Raw genomic sequence first — 20,836 nt, 5'->3', positions numbered from 1 at the left:
CGTATGGACGCAAACTGTCTGCATGGGCGATCGAGGTTTCACTTCCACGCAGTTGGCGGCACGGGCGGCGTACCTGCTTCGAGGAAACGACCTGGGCACCATGACCAGCGCGGCCCCGAGGCTGTATCCGCACATGTGGAGCTGGGACGCGGCATTCGTCTCCGTCGGGCTGGCACCGCTGAGTGTCGAGCGTGCCGTGGTGGAAATGGACACGCTGCTCTCGGCGCAGTGGAAGAACGGGATGATCCCGCACATCGTCTTCGCCAACGGGGTCGACGGCTACTTTCCCGGTCCAGCGCGGTGGGCCACCGGTACCCTCGCCCCGCAGGCTCCGATGAACCCGCAGACCTCCGGCATCACCCAACCCCCGGTGCACGCGATTGCCGTGCAGCGCATCCTCGATCACTCCAAGCGCCACGGGCGGACCACGCGCGCCGTCGCCGAGGAGTTTCTCGATCGACGCTGGGGCGATCTGGTGCGGTGGCATCGTTGGCTCGCCCAGGCTCGCGACGTCGACGACAACGGACGCATCGCGTTGTTCCACGGCTGGGAGTCGGGTATGGACAACTCGCCGCGCTGGGATTCGGCCTACGCCAATGTTGTTCCCGGAGAGATGGATCCGTACTTCAGGGAGGACAAGGCGGTCATCACCGACGCCTCTCAGCGGCCCAGCAACCTCGAGTACGACCGCTACATCTGGTTGGTGGAGGAGATGAAGCAGGTCGGGTACGACGACGACGCGTTGAAGACCAAAATGAGCTTTGCTGTCGAGGACGTGTTCGTCAGTGCCATCTTCGCGGTGGCATGCGACGTGCTCGCCACCATCGGGGAGGACCATTCGCGTCCGCGCTCCGACGTTCGCGAGTTGCGCTCGTGGGCCGAGAAGTTCCGCAAGGGCGTCGTCGCGACGACGGATGCGCGCTCCGGTGGGGCTCGTGATTTCGATCTGCGCACCGGTCAGTGGATCGGCACCGAGACCATCGCGATGTTCGCGCCGTTGTTGTGCGGTGGTCTGCCCCGCGAGCAGGAGCGAAACCTGCTTCGAATATTCGAGGGCACACGATTCTGCGGCCATCCGGATCTGCGGTACGCCGTCCCGCCCTCGACGTCGCCGGTGTCGAAGGACTTCCGCGCCCGTGAGTATTGGCGTGGACCGGTGTGGCCGGTGATGACGTGGTTGTTCTCGTGGGCGTTCGCGCGTCGCGGTTGGTCCGAGCGGTCACTGACCTTGCGGGACGAAGGACTGCGGCAGGCCAGCGACGGCAGTTTTGCCGAGTACTACGAGCCGTTCACCGGCAAGCCGCTCGGCAGCATGCAGCAATCGTGGACGGCCGCGGCCGTGCTGGACTGGCTGGGATAGAGCGAGAGATCAGCTGAGATAGCTGTCCACCAGCGGGCCGACGACGTCGAACGAGGTGGCGTCGGGCACGAGGTACTTGGCGACCGTGCCGCACACGAAGGGATGCCATGCGGAACCGGAGTCGGTTCCTACGGACGAGACGGCGAGGATGTCGCCGAAGTAGATGCCGGGCAGGTGTCGCTGCACGAGCTCGTCGTTGTGCGAGGCGACGGCCAGCAACTCCTCGACGTGACTGCGATCGATCTCGTCGCCCATGGACGCGAGGAGGTCCGCTCCCTCGGCGCGGGCCCGGACCGGGTCGCTGTCGAGCAGCGTCAGCGCTCCCACGGTGACGCCGCGGCTCTGTAGTTCGACGGCTATGGCGTGGGCGAGAACTCCGCCGAACGACATACCCAGGAGGTGGACTGCACCGGCGGGCTGGACACGAACGATGTCGTCGGCGTAGGAGGCGGCCAATGCCGCGAGGGACTCGGAGCGTTCACCGGACGCCGGTACCTGGACGCCGTAGATGGGCCGGGCGTCGTCGACGTGAGTGGCCAGACCTGCGTAGCAATCGACCAGACCTACCAGCGGGTGGACGCAGAACACGGGATCGAGATGGCCGGTGGTTCGGATCGGCGCAATGGTGGGTACCGCATAGTTCGACGGGTCGAGTTCCGTGAGGGCCAGATGGGGAAGATCGTTCACGACAGTCATGGGTGCGCCTCCGAGCCAAGAGATGTAGTTCGTGTTTCCATAGGGTTTGTTCGTGCCGACTCTGGGTATGTCGCCGTCGGCAGCGTGAGTGTTACCCACGTCTCATTACCGACGACTCAACCACGTCTGTGAACAGAGCGCATTAGTGACTGTTCACCATTGAGTGCCCAGGTCCGGGCCCCTAGCCTCAGCCCGGTGGTCTTCTCTCGCACAGTTCGTGCCCTCTTCGGAATCCTGTCGGTCGGCGTCATCACGTGTGCCGTGCCTGCGGTCGCCTCTGCCGTTCCGCAGGGACCGGACGTCTCGTCGTGGCAACACATCGACGGCACTGCCATCGATTGGCACACCGTCAAAGCCGCAGGCCACGGGTTCGCGATGGTCAAGGCGACCGAGGGTCTCGACTACGTCAACCCGTACTTCGTCGAGGACTCGATCGTCATGCGTACGGCCTCCGTGGCGCGCGGGGCGTACCACTACGCCGATGTGACTCTCTCCCCGGAACTGCAGGGCGCGTACTACTCCGCACTGGTGCTGGGCATCAACGGCCCGGGCGATCTGCCGCCGGTACTCGACCTCGAAGACGCCAAAGGTAAGTCTCCTGCCGAGCTGATCGACTGGACGCACCGCTACCTGAACACCGTTCAGACGCTGACCGGACGTCAGCCGATCATCTACACGTATCCCAATTTCTGGCGGACGGCGATGGCCGACACCCACGAGTTCAACAACTACCCGCTGTGGATCGCCGACTACAACGACGAGCTGGGGCCCTTACCCGGCGGCTGGACCGAATGGCTGTTCTGGCAGTTCACCGACCGCGGCACGATCCCCGGAATCGACGGGCGCACCGACGTCAATCACTACGCCGGCACACCGGAATCGTTGAGGGCCTTGGCTCGCTGGTGATGTCGCTCGACCTGCATGTCCCACAGCCACACCAGTAGGGCGAGGACGGCGAATCCGGCTCCGGCGACGCAGACGCCCGTCCACTCGAAGTGTTCCCAGGCCAGTGTGCCGACGGCAGAGCCGGCTGATGCGCCCACGAAGTACGTCGTCATGTACACGGAGTTGATGCGGGCGCGAGCGGCCGGATCGAGGGCGTAGACGACATTTTGATTGCTCACGTGCACGCCCTGCAACGCCAGGTCGACGAGCACGAACGCGATCACGAACACCACCCAGTACTGCCCGCCGAGGGCGAACAGTGGCCATACCGCGATCAGCAGGACGGCGCAGGTACCGCTGGCCCACTGGACCAGTCCGCGGTCTGCGAGTCTGCCTGCGACCGAGGCCATCAGAGCGCCTGCTACGCCGGTCAGTCCGATCAGACCGATCTGTGCGGCACTGAATCCGAACCGGTCGCCGGAAAGCAACAGCGTCATGCTGGCGAACACGGTGCTCACCGACGCGAAGGCCAGGCCGCCGAGCAGAGCGCGCGTGCGCAGCCGCTCATGGGTGCGCACCAGCCGACCCATGGAGAACAGCGCCGAGCCATAGGTGACGTCCGCCGTGGCGGTGCGACGCGGCAGTACCCGCCACAGTCCGGCAGCGGAGATGAGCATCAGCACCGCGGCGAGCCGGTAGACGCCCTGCCAGCCAGTGACCGAGGACAGCAGTCCCGAGATGCTGCGAGCCAGCAGGATTCCCGTCAGCAGTCCGCCCATCACGATGCCGACGATGCGGCCGGACTGTTCCGGGTGTGCCATCGACGCAGCAAACGGCACGATGACCTGCGCGGCGACCGAGAACAATCCGGCGATTGCGGTGCCGACCAGTAGCCACGACAGTCCCGGTGCAAAGCCGGTGACAGCCTGACCCGTTGCGGCGAGAACCATGAGGCCGACGCTGAGTTTCCGACGGTCCACCACATCGCCGAGAGGAACGAGCAGCAGCAGCCCCAGCGCGTACGAGATCTGTGCGACTGTCACCGAGACCGCGGCGGCCGATTCCGAGACACCGAACTCGGTGGCGATGAGGTCGAGCAGTGGCTGGTTGAGGTAGTTGCCGCCGGCCGATAGTCCGGTGGCGACGGCCATCAGCGCAACGACGGGCGTGCTCACCCCGGTGCGCGAGGTAGTTGCTGTGTTCACACAACAAGAATTCACGCATCCGATCGTGCTGTCCAATAGAACGTTCCGCACGATCGATCTGTTCGAGAGATAGCATTCGCGTCTGTGGAATTACGACACATCCGCTACGCCGTCGCCGTGGCAGAAGAACAACATTTCGGCCGGGCGGCCGCCCGGCTACGGGTCGCTCAATCGGCCCTGAGCGCCCAGATCCGAGACCTCGAAAGAGAGCTCGGCGTCGAATTGTTCGCACGAACCAGCCGCAGCGTCAGTGTCACCCCAGCCGGTCAGATCTTCCTCGAGCGCAGCTACAGCGTGCTCGGTGCAGTGTCTCGGCTGGTCGCCGACGTTGCTCCGGACCCGACCACCGCGATCCGACGACTGCGCGTCGGGATGATCGTGCCCCTCGCCCGCGTCGACGTCGTCGCGGTTGTCGGCCGGGTGTCCGGCCGCTACCCGAACACGACGGTGACACTGCTACCCCGTGCGAGTGCGGAGATTCTCGACGCCATCGCCGGCGGGGATCTCGATCTCGGCATCATCGGCCTGGCCCCAGGACGACCGAATCCGGGATTGACTGCAACCGCTCTGTGGACCGAGCCGCTGTCTCTCTTTGTTGCGCCCGACCATCCTTGGGCCGGGCGCGAGACGGTGCGATTGGCCGAACTGGCCGAGGTGACGATGATCGACCGGCCCGCAGGGAGCGAGGCCAGATTGCAGTCCGACCACGCCTTCGCCCGATCGTCGGTGACGCGCGGGCACATTCTCGAGGCCGACTCGGCCGAACTGATCGGCCAACTGACCGAGGCGGGACTGGGCGTGACTCTGCTGCCCACATCGCTCGCGTCGGTGTTCCCGACGCTGCACATGATCGAGGTGATCGACGCGCCGACTCGAACGGTCTCGGTGGTGACCAACCCGAACAACGCCAACGCTGCGATTGCGGCGTTCGTCGAGGATCTGATCGCTAGCTCAGCGACCGCTCCAGTGTCGGCCACGATGCCCTCAGTGCGTCCTGCCAGTACTGCCACGAATGAGTCCCGGCCGCAGGGAAATTCGTCGTGACCGGGATGCCGAGTTCACCGAGGCGGTTCACCAGATTGTGCGCACAGGCGTTGGCTCCTGCCTCGATGAGACCACCGAGCACCACCTGGTCGGCCAGCGGCGGCGAACCGGCCGGACGGACGTTGCCCGGCATCTCGTAGGGCCCGGGCAGCCCGCTGGCATTGGAGACGAACAGATCGAGTCCGCGGAGTTTCTCGGCGTTGACGAGCGGGTCGTGTTGCACCCATCGCGGATCACCGTCGGGTCCCCACATGTTGTCGGTGTTGCCGCCACCGCGTAGCTGTACCAACGCGCGAATGAAGCTGCGAGTCAACGGATCACTGGTCTGCGCGCATCCGCTGTACGACGCCACGCCTCGGTACAGTCCGGGAGCCTGGATCGCGAGATCGAGCACCGATCCCGCCGACATCGACAGCCCACCGATGGAATTGACGCCGTTGGCCCCCAACGCCTCGTCGAGAACCGGTGGTAGCTCGTGGGTGAGAAACGTCTGCCACTTGTTGCGACCGAGCTTGGGGTCGTCCCGCTCCCAGTCCGTGTAGTAGCTCAGGTACCCACCGACGGGCATGGCGACGTTGACGTTCTTGTCCGCGAAGAAGTTCACGATGTCGGTCTTGGCCAACCAGTTGGCACCGTCGACACCGGCGCCGGCACCGTTGAGCATGTACAGCGTCGGCCGCGGCTCGGACGTGTCGGCGGGCCGGATCACCTGAATCTTGATGTCGGCGTTCATCGACGGCGAGTGGACGAGCACATCCCAACGGGCGTCGTCGATCTTGTCGATTCCTCGGACGGTCCCCACCGGCCCTCGGTCCCGCTCGGCTGCGGGTGTCACCGGATCTGCCGTTGCTACCGCAGGCAGGCCGAACAGCAATCCGACGGACAGTGTCATCACCGCGAGGCGGCGGACGGTGGCCGTCGGGAACGGAGCTTTCATAGATTCGTCAATTCTTTCTTCTCGGTGGAGCGAAGTTCGTGGGCGATCCGCGGACCGATGGCAGCGAGAGTGGCAGGTGCGCACATCTGCCAGTGCGTGGCCTGTGCGGAGACGACCGTGGTGGAGCCCGCGACATGCGGATACCACTGTCCGACGCCGTCACCGTCGTCCAGTCCGGCTGCGACGTACAGGACATCACCTGGATAGACGCTCGGCCGATGTCGTTGCAGCAGTGCGTGATTGTGCTTCGCTGCGCCGATGAGTCGCTCGATGTCGGCGCGGCCGAGGATGCCTCCGGTGTCGATGGAGTCGAGCAGTTCGCCTGCGGTGTCGAGCGAGACGACCTGACCGTCGGGCACCGCGAAATCGAGCCCGAGCCCCGCCATCAGATCCGCCACCGGAATCGCGTCGGCCCACTCGCCCCGATCTCCGTGGTGGGCATCGAGCAGCGTCAGCGAGGCCACGGTTCGGCCTGACGCGGCCAGCTGCGCCGCCATCTCGTGCGCGATGACGCCGCCCAGCGACCACCCGAGTAGGTGCACCGGGCCATCGGGTGCAACGCGGATGACCGCGTCTATGTAGCGAGAAGCCAACTGCGCCAGCGTGGTCGGCAGTTCCTTCGATGCCGGAGTTTGCAGACCGTACAGCGGATTGTCGATATAGCTCCCCAAGCCGGAGTAGCACCAGGACAATCCGAGGATCGGATGGATACCGAACATCGGAGCACCCTCGCCGGACTCCCGAAGCGGCAGCAGTACGGCCAGCTCCTCGGCGTCGACCGAATCGGACGAGATCCGCTCGGCGACGGCGGTCACCGAGGCATCCATCAGAAGTGACTGCATGCCGATGTCGTAGGAGCGAGCTCGAAGCTCGCCGATGACGCGCATCGCGGACAGTGAGCTGCCCCCGAGGTCGAAGAAGTTGTCGTCCAGTCCTATTCGTTGTGTCTCCAACACGGACTCGAAGGCCTCGACCACCGCTATCTCGGCTGCCGTTCGCGCGGGTCGGTAGCCGGTGGTGCCGAACACCGGTGCCGGGAGCGCGGCGACATCGAGCTTCCCGGTTCCGGTGCGAGGAACCTGGTCGATGACCGTCACGGCAGACGGCACCATGTGCGCGGGCAGCAATCGTCGCGCATGCTCGCGCACGGCCTCGGGTGGCGCGGTGCCGGTGACGTACGAGACCAAGGTCTGCTCCCCCGCGGGGCCCGGCACTGCGAGCGTCACCGCGACATCGACGTCGGTGTGCGTGGTCAGCGCCGCGTCGATCTCTCCCGGTTCGATGCGGAAGCCGCGAACCTTCACCTGCTGATCGGCGCGGCCACTGTAGAGCAGCCGACCGTCGACGGTGCGCCGCACCAGGTCGCCTGTACGGTACATCCGCGTTCCCGGTTCGAGTGGGTCGGCGACGAATCGTGTTGCTGTCAAGCCGAATCGGCGATGGTAGCCGCGCGCCACAGCGGGCCCGGCGACGTACAGCTCTCCGCGCACTCCGACCGGCACGGGACGCAAACGCTCGTCGAGCACCATCGCGCGTAGCCCGTGCAGCGGTCGGCCCAGCGTGATCGGCTCGTCGGGGCGAACCTCACCGAGCGTCGAGATGTCGGTGGCCTCGGTGGGCCCGTACCCGTTGAGCATCAGCCGCCCTGGGCTCCACTTGGCCACCAGTTCGGCGCTGCACGCCTCACCACCGACGCACAGCACCTCGAGGCACTCGAGTCCCTCCGGATCGAGGGTCGACAGCGCCGAGGGAGTCATCAACGCATGGGTGATCTGCTCGGCGCGGATGAATGCGGCCAGCTCCGCGCCACCGAGAATCGACGGCGGGGAGACAACGAGCGTCGCGGCGGCAGACAGTGCCGAGATCATCTCGCCGACGGCCATGTCGAAGCTCGGAGAAGTGTTGTGCAGGAACCGAGACGACGCCTCGACGCGATGCAGCTCCCTGCGGGACGCGGCCAGGTTCGCCAGTCCCCGGTGGCTCACCACGACGCCCTTCGGTCGGCCGGTGGACCCGGAGGTGTAGATGACGTACGCGGCGGTGGAGGCCGACACCGGGCCGAGCAGTTCGGCTGCTCCGATGGCCGATTCGGGTGCCAGGTCGAGCTCGGCGATCGTCGCGGGATCGTCGAGTTCCACCCACGGCACCTCCGACGGCAGGCCGCGTAGGGCCGTTGACGACGTCAACCCGAGCACGGCACCGGAATCGGCGATCATGTGCGCGATGCGCTCAGCAGGATAGGCGGGATCGACCGGTAGGTACGCCGCACCGGTTCGCGTGACGGCCCAGGTGCACAGAACCGATTCCGCCGATCGAGGGAGGGCGACGGCCACCACGGTCTCGGGACCGACCCCGTACCCCAGCAGAACGCGAGCCAACCGATTCGCGTACGCGTCCGCCTGGCGGTACGTGTAATCGATCCCGTTCCAGCGCAGGGCAACTGCGTCGGGTCGGGCAGCCACGGCATCGTCGATCAGTTGACCGAGGGTGCGGGGCGGGGCGGCGACCGGTCCGACGAGCACGGCGTCCTGGCACGGGGCGACATCTCCGATCGGTGCCGACGGATCGGCCAGTGCCGCGTCGAGCAGAGCGGTGAACTCGTCCACGAATCGGACAGCAGTGGGCTCGTCGAACAGATCGGTTGCGTAGCGCAGCGATCCGCCCAGCCGGTCGGAATCGGTGACGGTCAACGCCAGATCGAAGCGAGTGGCCTCCGATTCGTACGGGAACGGCGTGATCTCGAGCCCGGGCAGCTGCACGTCATTCGGCCGCTCGGTCTCCAGTGCGATCAAGGCCTGGAACAGCGGGGAATGCGCGGTCGAGCGGGCCGGTGCCACTGCCTCGACCACTCGCTCGAACGGAACGGCGGAGTGTTCCATCGCGGCCAGATCGACGGTGCGGGTCTGCGCAACGAGTTCGGTGAACGATCGACTCGGGTCGACGTCGAGGCGCAACACGAGGGTGTTGACGAACATGCCGACAACGTCGTCCAGTGCCCCCGATCCGCGGCCCGACACGGGTGTGCCGACGGGGATGTCGGTGCTTCCGGTCAGCCGGGCCAACAGCGCACCGTACGCCGCGTGCAGCACCATGAAGACCGAGGAGCCGGTCGACCTGGCGAGTGAGCGCACGTCCGCGGTGGTCTGCTCGGAGAACGAGAATTGCACGGCGCGTCCACGTTTGGATGCCACCGCCGGCCGGGGTCGGTCGGTCGGAAGTTCGAGCACGGCTGGCAGGTCGACCAATGTCTGCGTCCAGTATCGAATCTGTTGTGCCAGAACCGAAGTAGGATCCTCGGCGTTGCCCAATACCTGTCGCTGCCACACCGCGAAGTCGGCATACTGCACCGGAAGCGGAGACCACTGCGGTGGAGTGCCGTGGGACCGCGCCCCGTAGGCCAGTGCGACATCGCGTGCCAAGGGAGTCATCGACAGACCGTCGGCGCTGATGTGGTGCACGACGAGGACGAGTACGTGCGCGCTCGGCCCGGTCCGCAGCAACGCGCCGCGCAACGGCACACCGTCGGTGACGTCGAATCCGCGGCCGATCACTGCCGCCACTCGGGCCAGCACCTCGCTGTCGTCGACGTCGACCGGGCACAGGTCGAGTGCCACGTTCCGGGTGATCACCTGTGCGGGATCGCCGTCGACCACCGGGAAGTAGGTTCGCAACGACTCGTGTCGGTCCAGCACATCCTCGACGGCGAGTTGCAACGCCTCATGGTCGACGGTGCCGTCCATTCGCACCGCGAAGGCGATGTTGTACGCCGCCGACGTCGGATCGAATCGGTTGAGCAACCACATGCGCATCTGCGCGAACGACAGTGGGATGACCGACGGTCGCGGACCGGCGACCAGACGCGGCAACGCGGAACGCTCGGCGGAGTCGACCGCCACAGCCAACGACCGTACCGTCGTCGACTCGAACAGGGTGCGGACCGGCAGCGCGGTGCCTGCGGCGTCGTTGATGTGCGCGATCACCCGGGTAGCCGAGAGCGACGTACCGCCGAGGGCGAAGAAGTCGTCCCCGGCACCGACGGATGGCCCATCGAGGACCACGGCGAAGGCGTCGGCGACGATGCGCTCGGCGGCAGTGGCGGGCTCGACGAAGACCCGTGTCGAGACAGTCGGCGCCGGCAGTGCCGCCCGGTCGATCTTCCCCGGGCCCGTCCGCGGCAGAGCCTCCAGAATCATGATCGCCTGCGGCACCATGTGAGTGGGCAGGAAGCGGCGCGAGTGTTGTCGAATCAGCTCGGGGTCCAGCACCCGACCGACCGCGGGGGCGACGTATCCGACCACCTGCGAACCGATCACGGCACTCACCGACTGTGCGACGCCGTCGTAGGTGGCCAGTACCGCGTCGATCTCGCCGAGTTCGATCCGGAATCCGCGTACCTTCACCTGAGCGTCGCGTCGTCCGATGTACTCGTACCGGATTTTTTGACGGCGAACGAGGTCGCCGGTGCGATACATTCTCCGGCCGCGGTGGTCGGCGACGAAACGTGTTGCTGTGAGACCGAATCGGCGGTGGTAGCCGCGTGCCAGGCCGTCTCCGGTGAGGTAGAGCTCCCCGATGGTTCCGGTGGGCACCGGATGCAGGCGGTCGTCGAGAATCACCGACTCGACGCCCCGAACCGGGCTCCCGATCGACACTGGTGCCCCTGGCTCGAGCGGTCCGTCGATCGTGGCGAAGATGGTGGTTTCGGTGGGTCCGTACCCGTTGAACATCCGCAGGCGTGCGGACCACGCGTCGGCGAGAGTCGGTGGGCAGGCCTCGCCGCCGACGACGATCGTGGTTGTCGCCGGAACATCGGCGGGGTCAACGGTGGCCAATGCTGCAGGGGTCACGAAGGCGTGGGTGACGCGTTGCAACGCTGCAGCGAGTTCGACCCCACCGAGTACGTCGGCGTCGGCGATCACCATCGCCGATCCCGCGCCGACGGCCAACAACAGTTCCAGCACCGAGGCATCGAAACTCGGTGATGCGAAATGCAGAGTGCGTGAAGAGTTGTCGAGTTCGAAGCGATCTACCAGGTCGGCCACCAGATTCACCAGTCCGCGGTGCGAGACGACAACCCCCTTCGGTTGCCCGGTGGTGCCCGAGGTGTAGATCATGTAGGCGGGATGATCCGAGCGGAGCATCTCGGTTCGGTCCAGGTCGCTCACCGGCGTGCAGTCCGAGTCGACGTCGGCCACATCGTCGATGGACATCCAGGTGGGTCCGTTCGGCAGAGATCCGAGATGCCGATCCTCCGTGATCCCCAGTACCACAGCGGAATCTGCGAGCATGTACGCGAGGCGCTCCGCTGGGTATGTGGGGTCGATCGGAACGAACGCGGCGCCGGTCTTGGCTACGGCCCAGGTTGCGAGTATCGAGGAAAGTCCGCGACGCAGTGCGACTGCCACGTACTGCTCCGGTCCGACGCCTCGTCGAATCAGCCTGCGCGCCAGTACGGTCGCCGCGTCGTCGAGCTCGGAGTAGGTCCACCGGACTCCGCCTGCTTCGAGGGCGAGAGCGCTGCCGCCTGCACTCATGACGGCCCCCGTCAGCAGATCCGGCAGGGTGCGATGAGCCAGCGCGGGCGCGCCCTGCAGTCGCGCTGGCTCATCGGCGAAGAGAACCGGAATGTCTCCGACCGGGAGATCGGGATCCGCGAGCGCCGTCGTGAGGATCGTGCGATACCGCTCGGCTATCCCGGCAACGGTATCGGCATCGAATATATCTGTGGCATAGACGAACTCGATCGATCCGGTCTCAGGTGACGACCAGAAGGCTGCGTCCGACGAAAACGAGACGGTGACGTGCAGGTCGAACTTGGCCGCCACGTGCGCGGTATCGAAGGGGCGAACCGACAGGTTCGGCAGCTCCACCGCCGGCGGCGACGCATCCTCGATCGACAGCATCACCTGGAAGAGCGGGTGATACGCCGTCGAACGTGGGGGTTGGAGGATCTCGACCAGTCGCTCGAAGGGGATGTCGGCGTTGGCGTAGGCGTCGAGATCACGCTCGCGCACCGCGCCCAGGACGTCGGTGAACGTGTCGGACGGCTCGATCTGCGAGCGCAACACCAGAGTTCCGACGAACATTCCGACGAGGTCGTCCAGTTCGCGCTGCCCGCGGCCGGCCACCGGAGTGCCGATGGTGATATCGCGGGCACCCGAAATGCGGGAGAGTGCCACTGCCAGTGCCGCGTGCGCGATCATGAATCGTGTCGTTCCGGTGAGTTGGGCCAGCGAGGTCATTGCCGCGACGGTGCCCGGTTCCAGATCGATCGACAGTCGGCCCCCGCGATGGGACGCCACCGGGGGGTGGGGCCGATCGGTCGGCAACGCGAGTCGCTCGGGCACACCCTCCAGTGCGGCAGTCCAGTATCGGATCTGTTGGGATGCAATCGAATCGGGATCGTTCTCGGCACCGAGACGGCCAAGTGTCCACAGTGCGTAATCGGAGTACTGCACCGGCAGCGGCGTCCATTGCGGGGCGTGGCCGGCGGCACGGGATCCGTACGCGATCATGACATCGCGAGCCAGTGGGTTCATCGACCACCCGTCGGCGGCGATGTGGTGCGCTACCACGACGAGTACGTGGTCCTCGGGCGACACTTCGAGTACCGCCACGCGCAGCGGCGGAGCAACTGTCACGTCGAATCCTCGAGCTGCAACTGCGTACAGGGCTCCGTCGAGCAGCGGCTCGGTGGTCCGGGCCACGGTGACCTCCGGGTACTGCGAGGTGACGACCTGTTGGGGCCCGTTCGGGCCGTCGGGGTAGACGGTACGCAGAATCTCGTGGCGTCCGACGACGTCGACCAGACCGGTGCGCAGTGCGTCGACGTCGAGGGCGCCGATGACGCGGAAGGCGGCCGCGATGTTGTAAGCCCCGGACGACGGATCGAATCGGTTGAGCAGCCACATCCGGTGCTGGGCCGGCGACAGCGGAATCCGGTCCGGTCGAGGTCCGACGACGATGCCGTGGCTGCCGACGCCACGGCCAAGACGGGTCGCCAGCAAACGGACGGTCGGGGCCTCGAACAGGTCTCGGACGCCCAGGTCGGAGTCGAGTTCCGCATTGATCCGCGCGATCACCTGGGTGGCGGTGAGCGAATCGCCACCGAGGGCGAACCACGACCGGGTGACGCTCACGCGCTCGGTGTCGAGCACGTCGGAAAAGATCTGTGCCACCGCCTCTTCGGACTCTCCAGACGGTGCCACGACACTCTCGGACGACACCAGTGTGTCCGGAAGTGCGGTGCGGTCGAGCTTTCCGGTGATGCCGAGCGGCATCGCGTCGAGCACGACGATGGTCGACGGCACCATGTATTCGGGGAGGGTGCGTGCCGCGTGCGCCGTCACGGCGTCGGTGTCCGCGGTGCCCACGATGTACGCGACGAGGCGGTCCGAGCGCACGACGGCAACGGCCGAATGCACACCGTCGACTGCGAGCAGGGCCGATTCGACCTCGCCGAGTTCGAGACGCTGGCCACGGAGCTTGACTTGGAAGTCGTTGCGGCCCAGATACTGCAGAGATCCGTCCTCGGACCACCGCACGAGGTCGCCGGTGCGGTACAGCCGGCGTCCCGAGTCCGCGGCGACGAAGCGGGCGGCCGTCAGGTCCGGCCGCGCGGCGTAACCGCGGGCCAGCTGTACTCCGCCCAGATAGAGCTCGCCGGTGACGCCCACAGGCACGGGTTTCAACAACGAATTCAGAACGTGGACAGTGGTGTTCCAGACCGGTGCGCCGATCGTGACAGGGCCTCGTTCGCCGGCTCGGGTGCGATGGTAGGTGACATCGACGGCGGCCTCGGTCGGTCCGTAGAGATTGTGCAGCTCGGCGTCGATCGCCCTGTGGTACCGGTCGACGATGGACCGGGGCAACGCCTCACCGCTGGCGAACACCTGCCGCAGGGAGGTGGACTGCTCGGGGGTGCCGTACGTGAGAAACAACTCCAGCATGGAGGGTACGAAATGTGTTGTTGTGACGCTGTGTTCGCGTATCAGACCCGACAGATACATCGGGTCGCGATGGCCTTCGGGTTCGGCGATGACCGTCGTGGCACCGACGAGAAGCGGCCAGAACAATTCCCATACCGAGACATCGAACGTGGCCGGAGTTTTGTGCAGCACGACGTCGTGGGGCATCAGCGGATACTCGTGCTGCATCCACAGCAGCCGGTTGACGATCGCACGGTGGGAGACCGTGACGCCCTTGGGCTTTCCTGTCGATCCGGAGGTGAACAGAACGTAGGCAGCGTGGTCCGGCAACAGCTCGGGCAGCGGATCGAGGGGCGCGGTGCCGAAGTCGCTCAGATCCAGTGAATCGAGGTCGACCACGTCGACCGGAACATCCACCAGTGCACCGAGAATCAGCGATGGTGACGCGGTGGTGATCAGGTGCTCGATGCGGGTACGTGGCATCGACGGGTCGACGGGCAGGTAGGCACCGCCGGCGGCCACGACAGCGTGGACCGCGACGAGCTGGTCGAGCGAGCGCGCCATCGCCACACCCACTACGTCGTCGGGTCCGATTCCGATACTGCGTAGGTAGCGAGCCAGGCACCGCACCCGGGCCCAGAAGTTCGGGTAGGTCAGGCTCTTCCCCTCGAACACCGCTGCGGTCTCGGCAGCGTGTTCGTCGGCCGCGGCAGTGAGCAGGTCGACGAGGGTGAGCGCGGCCACCGGGTGCTCGGTGCGATTCCAGGCTGCTCGACGCGCATGCTCGTCCTCGGAGAGCAGGTCGAGTTGCGCCACGGGGCGCTGTGGATCGCCGGTGAGTCCGTTCAGGGCCCGGCGGAAGCGCTCGACGATCGACGCCGCACGAGACGGATCGATGTTTCCTGCAGCGTATTTCAGCGTCATGCGCACCGTCGGCTCGAGGACGGTGATCAGCGTCAAAGGGTAGTGGGTGGCATCGGTGACGCGTAGGTCACGCACCCGAAGCCCGGCGATGTCGGTGTTTCGATCGAGTGAGGAACGGTCCACTGGGTAGGACTCGAAGACCGTCAGCGTGTCGAACCCGGCGCCTGCACCCACTCGCGAGCGGACCTCGGGCAACCCCACGTGATGACTGTCCAGCAGCTCCACGCTCTGAGCCTGTACTCGGGTGAGCAGTGCTGCGACGGTGTCGTCTCGGTGCACGCGAACCCGGACCGGGAGGGTGTTGATGAACAGCCCGAGGGTGTCCTCGACGCCGGTCAGATCGGCGGGCCTACCCGAGACGGTCGCCCCGAACACGACGTCGTCGCGCCCGAGCTCGGCGGCGAGCACCAGAGCCCACGCTGCCTGCACGACGGTGTTGACGGTGACCGAGAGGTCCCGAGCCGCGGCTTCGAGGGCAATCACGGAGGCGTCATCGAGGGGCACCGCCAGCTCGGCGGGTATTTCATGGTTCGCTCCGTGGCCGGGAGCGAGCAGTGACGGTTCTTCGACCCCCGCCAAGGCATCGGCCCACTTGTCCAGTGCGCCGGTGTGATCGCGCTCGTCGAGCCACTTCACGTAGTCCCGGTACGTCCTGGCCGGAATCGGAATGGGACCGTCGGCGGCATAGAGCACCAGCAGTTCCTTGACGAAGATCGGCATCGACCAGCCGTCGAAGAGGATGTGGTGGTTGGTGACCACGAGGGACGCGCCGTCCTCGGTGTTGACCAGTACGAACCGCAGCAACGGTGGTGCGTCCAGGTCGAATCGCGCGGTGCGTTCGGCATGGGCAATGGTGGACACTTCGGTGGCCTCGGCATCGATTGTGCGCCAGGGTAGTTCGGGATCGGTGAGGACCAACGCCGCCGCGGTTCCCCGGTTGTCACGGACGAAGGCCGTGCGCAGGCTGTCGTGGCGGGCGAGCAGTCTGCGTGCCGCACGCTGCAGTCGTGCCCCGTCGATCTCGCCGCCGATCTCGAACACCAGCTGGGCGGTGTAGACGTCGACGTGCCCGCGGGTGAGCTCGGAGTGGAACATCAGTCCGTGCTGAAGCGGGGCGAGTGGCCAGATGTCGTCGAGTGCGCCGTATGCGTCCTCCCATCGATCTATCTGGTTCTGATCGACATTCACCAGCGACACATCGCTCGGGGTCAGTCCACCCGCATCCGGTGCGGATGCGTGCTCGGCCAGGCGGACCAGCGCCGCCGTCCATCGACCGGCCAACCTGTCGACCTCCGCGCGGTCGAGCACCCCACGGGGGAACGCGAACGTGGCCTGCAACCGATCGTCGACGACCACCGCATTGATGTCGAGTGCGGTCGTGACCGGCAGCCGATCACCACTCCCCGACCCGATGTCCATCGACGCGTCCGGGATCCAGCCCCGCCCGCGCAAGGCGTCGGGAATGTCGGTGGCGATGCGTCCCAGATAGTTGAAACCGATCTGTGGAGAATGGCTTTCGGCGAGGACGGCGCTGGTGTCGTCGTTGAGGTACCGCAGCAAGCCGAATCCCGAACCCGCACCCGGTATCGCGCGGATCTGCTCCTTGATGCGCTTGACGGCATCGGAGGCCGACACGTCACCGGCCAGGACACGCTCGGCATCGATACCGTCCAGGCACAGGCGTACCGGATGGGTGGAGGTGAACCAGCCGACCGTTCGAGACAGATCGGCTCCGGGTACCAGATCCTCGTCGCGGCCGTGACTTTCGACCGAGACGAGGAACGACGATGGACGTTCGGGCCAGACGGCCAGCGCCAAGGCGGTGAGAAGGACATCGTCGACGGTGCCGCGGTAGGCGCGTGTGAGCGGACCGATCAGTGCCTCGGTGACCTCTGCGGTGAGCTCTACCGAGACCTGATCGCGGGTGGCACCGACGTCGATCGAAGGATCGAGTGGACGTCGACCGATGAGATCGTGCGGACCGTCGAGAAGCGCTGTCCAGCTGGCCAATTCCGGCTGTACCTGCGTAGCGACGTCACTCAACCCATGGGCCCACCGGCGCATCGAGGTGGCCACCGGCTGCAGCTGCACCGCGGCCTTCGACTGCACCTGATGCCACGCTGCGGCCAGGTCGGGAACCAGAATGCGCCACGACACGCCATCGATCACCAGGTGATGCGCGATGACGATGATGCGTCCGATGCCGTGGGTGTCGATGATCTCGGGGTGGCCGGTGTCGGGTGCCACCCAGACCACCTGCAGCACGACGCCCGCACGCGGTCGCAGGCGCGCAGCGAACACCCGAGCGGATTCGACCAGCACAGAGGTGAACTCGCGACTACCCGGCCTGCTGGTGGTGGACACGCGGGTGACGACAGTCTCGAGATCCACACTGTCGGTCGGCCGGATCGTCAGGCCGTCGTCGGTCAGCATCGAGCGCAGTGCGTCGTGATGGTCGAGTATCGCGGCAACGGTCCGGCGTAGACCGTCCAGTTCGAGATCTGCAGGCGCGGTGAGTACCACGGTCTGGTGGAACGCGTCCATGCCGTGGGCCCGGGTCAGCGACCGAACCGTCTGATTCATGATGGGGGTCAACGGCATATCGCCGACGCCGCCGCCCGGCAGCTCGTCGAGCGTCATCTGATGCGTTACGTCCGTTGCAACCTCGGCCAACCCGGCGACGGTACGACGCTCGAAGACGTCACGAGCAGTGATCACCACTCCGAGCGACTTCACGCGAGCCACCAGCTGGATGGCGATGATGCTGTCTCCGCCGAGTGCGAAGAACGATTCGTCCACACCCACCGAGTCGCGCTGCAACACAACGGCCATGGCGTCGGCAAGAATTTTCTCGACCGGCGTCGACGGGGCGCGGTAGGCCGTGGTGTCGGAGTCGAAGGTGGGTGGCGGGAGCGCGGATCGGTCTACTTTGCCGGTCGGGGTCAGGGGGATGGCGTCGAGTTCGACGAACACCCCGGGCACCATGTGCGTGGGCAGGTATCGAGAAGCGAAGGCACGCAACGCCGTGTGATCGAGAGCGTCTGCCGGTTTGACGTACGACACCAGGATCGAAGCCTCGCCGCGACGGTGCACCACCGACACCGCGAAGTCGACGGCCTCGAACTGCGAGAGGACGGTGTCGATTTCGCCGAGTTCGACGCGTTGGCCGTGGATCTGAACCTGGAAGTCGCTGCGGCCGACGAACTCGAGCTCGGCGGAGTCCAGCGGACCGGTCCACCGCGCGATGTCTCCGGTGCGGTAGAGACGCCGTCCGTGTCCGAAGGGATCGGCAACGAAGCGTGCGGCCGACAGCGCGGTTCTGTGGTGGTAACCGCGGGCGATGCCGGGGCCGCCGAGGTAGAGCTCTCCCGCCGATCCCGGCGGCACGGGCCGCAGCCGGCGATCCAGCACGACTGCGTGCGAGCCCTGGACGGGACGGCCGATCGTGATGGCGCGCGGATCGGTCTGCGGCTGTGTCATCGTCACGACGATGGTGGTCTCGGTGGGTCCGTAGCTGTTGAACAGCAATACTTTCGTGCCGAACCGATCGACAAGGTCCGGCGGCATCACGTCTCCGCCGACGACAACGGCGTCGAGGTCGTCGAGCTCGGTGGCGTCGACTGTGGTGAGCAGCGCGGGTGCGCAGATGATGTGGGTGACGCGATGGTCACGAAGGAAATGAGTCAGTTCTACACCGCCGATCATGGTGGGCGGCGCGACGATCATCGTTGCTCCCGCACTGAACGCCTGGATCATCTCGAACAGGGACGCGTCGAAACTGGACGACGAGAAGCGCAGCAGTCGGGACGAGGTATTCACGCGCAGTTCTGGTCTGGCGTCCGAGGCGAATGTCGCCAAGCCGGCGTGGGTGACCAGAACGCCTTTCGGAGTGCCGGTGGAGCCGGAGGTGTAGATCATGTACGCGGCGTGGTCTTCGAGGAGGGGCGCGCGTCGATGCGCGTCGGTGATCGGCGCAGTCGATCTGCCCGCACATTCCGCTCGAAAGTCTTCGTCATCGAGGTCGAGCCAGCCCACTCGCTGCAGAAGCTGCTGTGAGAGAGCGTGTTCGCTGATCCCGACAGCAACCGCAGAGTCGACGAGCATGTGGGTGATGCGCTCGGGCGGGTAGCCGGGATCGATCGGAACGACGGTGGCACCGGACGCAGCGACGGCCCACAGCGCGACGATGGAGGCGATCCCGCGAGGTAGTGCGACGGCGACCCCGCTGCCCGGCCCGGCTCCGCGCGCGATCAGGGCACGTGCGATCGCGTTGGCCCGTTCGTCGAGTTCGCGATAGGTCAGCTTTTCGGCACCGAACTCGACTGCGATGTTGTCGGCCGCAGCGTCCACGCCGCGGCGCAGCAGGTCCGGAAAGAGCGCGGGCACAACTGCATCGGGTCCGGCGAGCGGGACGAGGGTCGATCGCTCGGCGGCGTCGAGCACATCGAGTTCGAGAATCGGTGTGTCGGAGTCGGCAGTGAGGAAGCGCTCGAACAATGTCAGGAAGCGACGATGCAGGTCCGCGAACTGTTCGGCTCCGTAGATGTTGGGGTTGCCCTCGAACTCCAAACGGGAGCGTGTTCCGTCCGACGCCGGGTAGATGTTGATCGAGAGATCCTCCACCGGTCCGGTGGAGAGCACGTTGAACTCGCCGGTGAGTGGGCCGAATGTCACCTCGGTCTCGTAAGCCATGATGTTGATCGCCGGGCCGAAGAATCCGCGAGTCTCACTGGCTGCGCCTGCATCGCGGCGGATGTCCTCGGCTCGATAGCGCTGGTGTCGCAGCGCACCGGTCAGTTCCAACTGCACGTCTTCGACCAACGCCGACAGCGTGCACTGCGGGCCGATGCGTACCCGGACGGGCAAGACGTTGGAGACCATGCCACCGGAGCGTCGCAGCAGGGCCGTCGTGCGGCCGGCAACCGGCAGGCTCAGCACCACGTCGTCGGTGCCTGTCATGCGGGCCAGAAAGGTCGCCACGGCGGCGATGGCGAGCGGAGCGAAGGCGGAGTCGAGTCGGTTCGCGGCGCTGTCCAGTACCCGCTCGATCGTCTCCGGGAGGTACCCGCCGCGCACGTGTGCCCTGGCCGCGGGCGGGGCGAGAGTGCCGGTGATGGACGGCGGCGGGGGCAGATCGGTCGTCTTGCTCTGCCAGTACCGACGATCCTTGGCGAAGCGGGGGGACTGCCGATACTGCGCCTCGGCGGCGTAGACCTCCCCGAGCGAGCCCGCCCGGGACGGTGCGGGCTCGCGGCCCTCGCTGACGTCGGTGTAGATCGACGCGACGCGTCGCATGAACTGAACGGCGCCGTAACCGTCGAGCACGATGTGATGGACGTGGGAGTACCAGAACGTGCGGTCGTCGGAGATGCGGAGCATCGCGCCCTTGATCAAGCGACCGTTCGTCAGATCGACAGCGGTGCCGTACGAGGTACGCATCCACTCGCGCGCCGCATTCTCCGGATCGGATTCCTGGCGGAAATCCACTGTCTCCGAATCGTCGCCTTGCTCGACGTCGATGTATTGGTGGGGTTCTCCGTCCTTTTCGAGCAAACGCAGAGAACCGACTCCGAACTCTCGCGCCGTTCGGCGGCAGGCATAACGCATCAGATCGAGATCGACGGCACCGCGAATATCGAGGTAATTGGCGATGGTGATCGGAACATTACTCAACAAATGTTGAGCAAACCATAAACCGCGTTGGGCGGCGGTGAGAGGAAAAGGGTGGGTGTCCTCTATGGACGTCCGATCCAGTTCTTCTTCCCGAATTGTCAGTGAATCAACGGATTCCAATGACTCGCCTCTTCGCGCACATAAGGGAGCAGTTACCGGCACGCCGTCGTGCGATGAAATGAAA

At 66.0% G+C, this 20,836-nt stretch carries 7 protein-coding genes; 3 read left to right on the top strand and 4 right to left on the bottom strand.

Annotated features, from left to right (window positions below):
* Positions 1-22: 22 nt before the first annotated feature.
* Complete coding sequence (locus CH305_RS08220) at positions 23-1,360, top strand: amylo-alpha-1,6-glucosidase (protein ID WP_032402738.1); 1,338 nt, start codon at positions 23-25, stop codon at positions 1,358-1,360.
* 9 nt (positions 1,361-1,369) lie between these two features.
* Here CH305_RS08220 and CH305_RS08215 read toward each other — a convergent pair whose 3' ends face one another.
* Positions 1,370-2,056: a thioesterase domain-containing protein gene (locus CH305_RS08215; protein ID WP_037175222.1), complete on the bottom strand. Its 687-nt coding sequence runs from the start codon at positions 2,054-2,056 to the stop codon at positions 1,370-1,372.
* A 231-nt stretch (positions 2,057-2,287) separates the two neighbouring features.
* Here CH305_RS08215 and CH305_RS08210 point away from each other — a divergent pair, with 231 nt between their 5' ends.
* On the top strand, positions 2,288-2,962 hold the full coding sequence (locus CH305_RS08210) for a glycoside hydrolase family 25 protein (protein ID WP_052058586.1): 675 nt from the start codon (positions 2,288-2,290) through the stop codon (positions 2,960-2,962).
* Here CH305_RS08210 and CH305_RS08205 read toward each other — a convergent pair.
* A complete protein-coding gene (locus CH305_RS08205) occupies positions 2,917-4,092 on the bottom strand; it encodes an MFS transporter (RefSeq protein WP_094608912.1) in 1,176 nt (391 codons plus the stop codon). The genes CH305_RS08210 and CH305_RS08205 overlap by 46 nt on opposite strands.
* A 138-nt stretch (positions 4,093-4,230) precedes the next feature.
* On the opposite strand from CH305_RS08205, the gene CH305_RS08200 reads away from it, so the two are divergent.
* Positions 4,231-5,190 carry a LysR family transcriptional regulator gene (locus tag CH305_RS08200; protein WP_094703359.1) on the top strand — a complete coding sequence of 320 codons (960 nt, stop codon included), beginning with the start codon at positions 4,231-4,233 and terminating at the stop codon, positions 5,188-5,190.
* On the opposite strand, the gene CH305_RS08195 is transcribed toward CH305_RS08200, so the two are convergent.
* Together CH305_RS08195 and CH305_RS08190 are read right to left on the bottom strand one after the other, a co-directional pair.
* Positions 5,093-6,127 (bottom strand): alpha/beta hydrolase family protein, encoded by a 1,035-nt coding sequence (locus CH305_RS08195; protein WP_094703358.1) that lies wholly within the window; start codon positions 6,125-6,127, stop codon positions 5,093-5,095. The two genes, CH305_RS08200 and CH305_RS08195, sit on opposite strands and share 98 nt — an antisense overlap.
* The gene (locus CH305_RS08190) at positions 6,124-20,814 is read right to left on the bottom strand and encodes a non-ribosomal peptide synthetase (RefSeq protein ID WP_256983610.1); all 14,691 of its coding nucleotides are present in this window, start codon (positions 20,812-20,814) and stop codon (positions 6,124-6,126) included. Before CH305_RS08190 ends, CH305_RS08195 begins: the two co-directional genes overlap by 4 nt.
* Between the last annotated feature and the right edge of the window lie 22 nt (positions 20,815-20,836).

It is taken from the genome of Rhodococcus sp. 15-649-2-2 (genome assembly GCF_002258645.1).
Taxonomy (GTDB): domain Bacteria; phylum Actinomycetota; class Actinomycetes; order Mycobacteriales; family Mycobacteriaceae; genus Rhodococcoides.
Note: the sequence above shows the minus strand (reverse complement) of the source record. Positions and strands in the feature narration are given on the sequence as shown.

Coding starts and splice junctions, on each gene's coding strand:
- CH305_RS08220 (WP_032402738.1), top strand. CDS start 23: ATGGGCGATCGAGGTTTCACTTCCACGCAGTTGGCGGCACGGGCGGCG.
- CH305_RS08215 (WP_037175222.1), bottom strand. CDS start 2,056: ATGACTGTCGTGAACGATCTTCCCCATCTGGCCCTCACGGAACTCGAC.
- CH305_RS08205 (WP_094608912.1), bottom strand. CDS start 4,092: ATGGCCGTCGCCACCGGACTATCGGCCGGCGGCAACTACCTCAACCAG.
- CH305_RS08195 (WP_094703358.1), bottom strand. CDS start 6,127: ATGAAAGCTCCGTTCCCGACGGCCACCGTCCGCCGCCTCGCGGTGATG.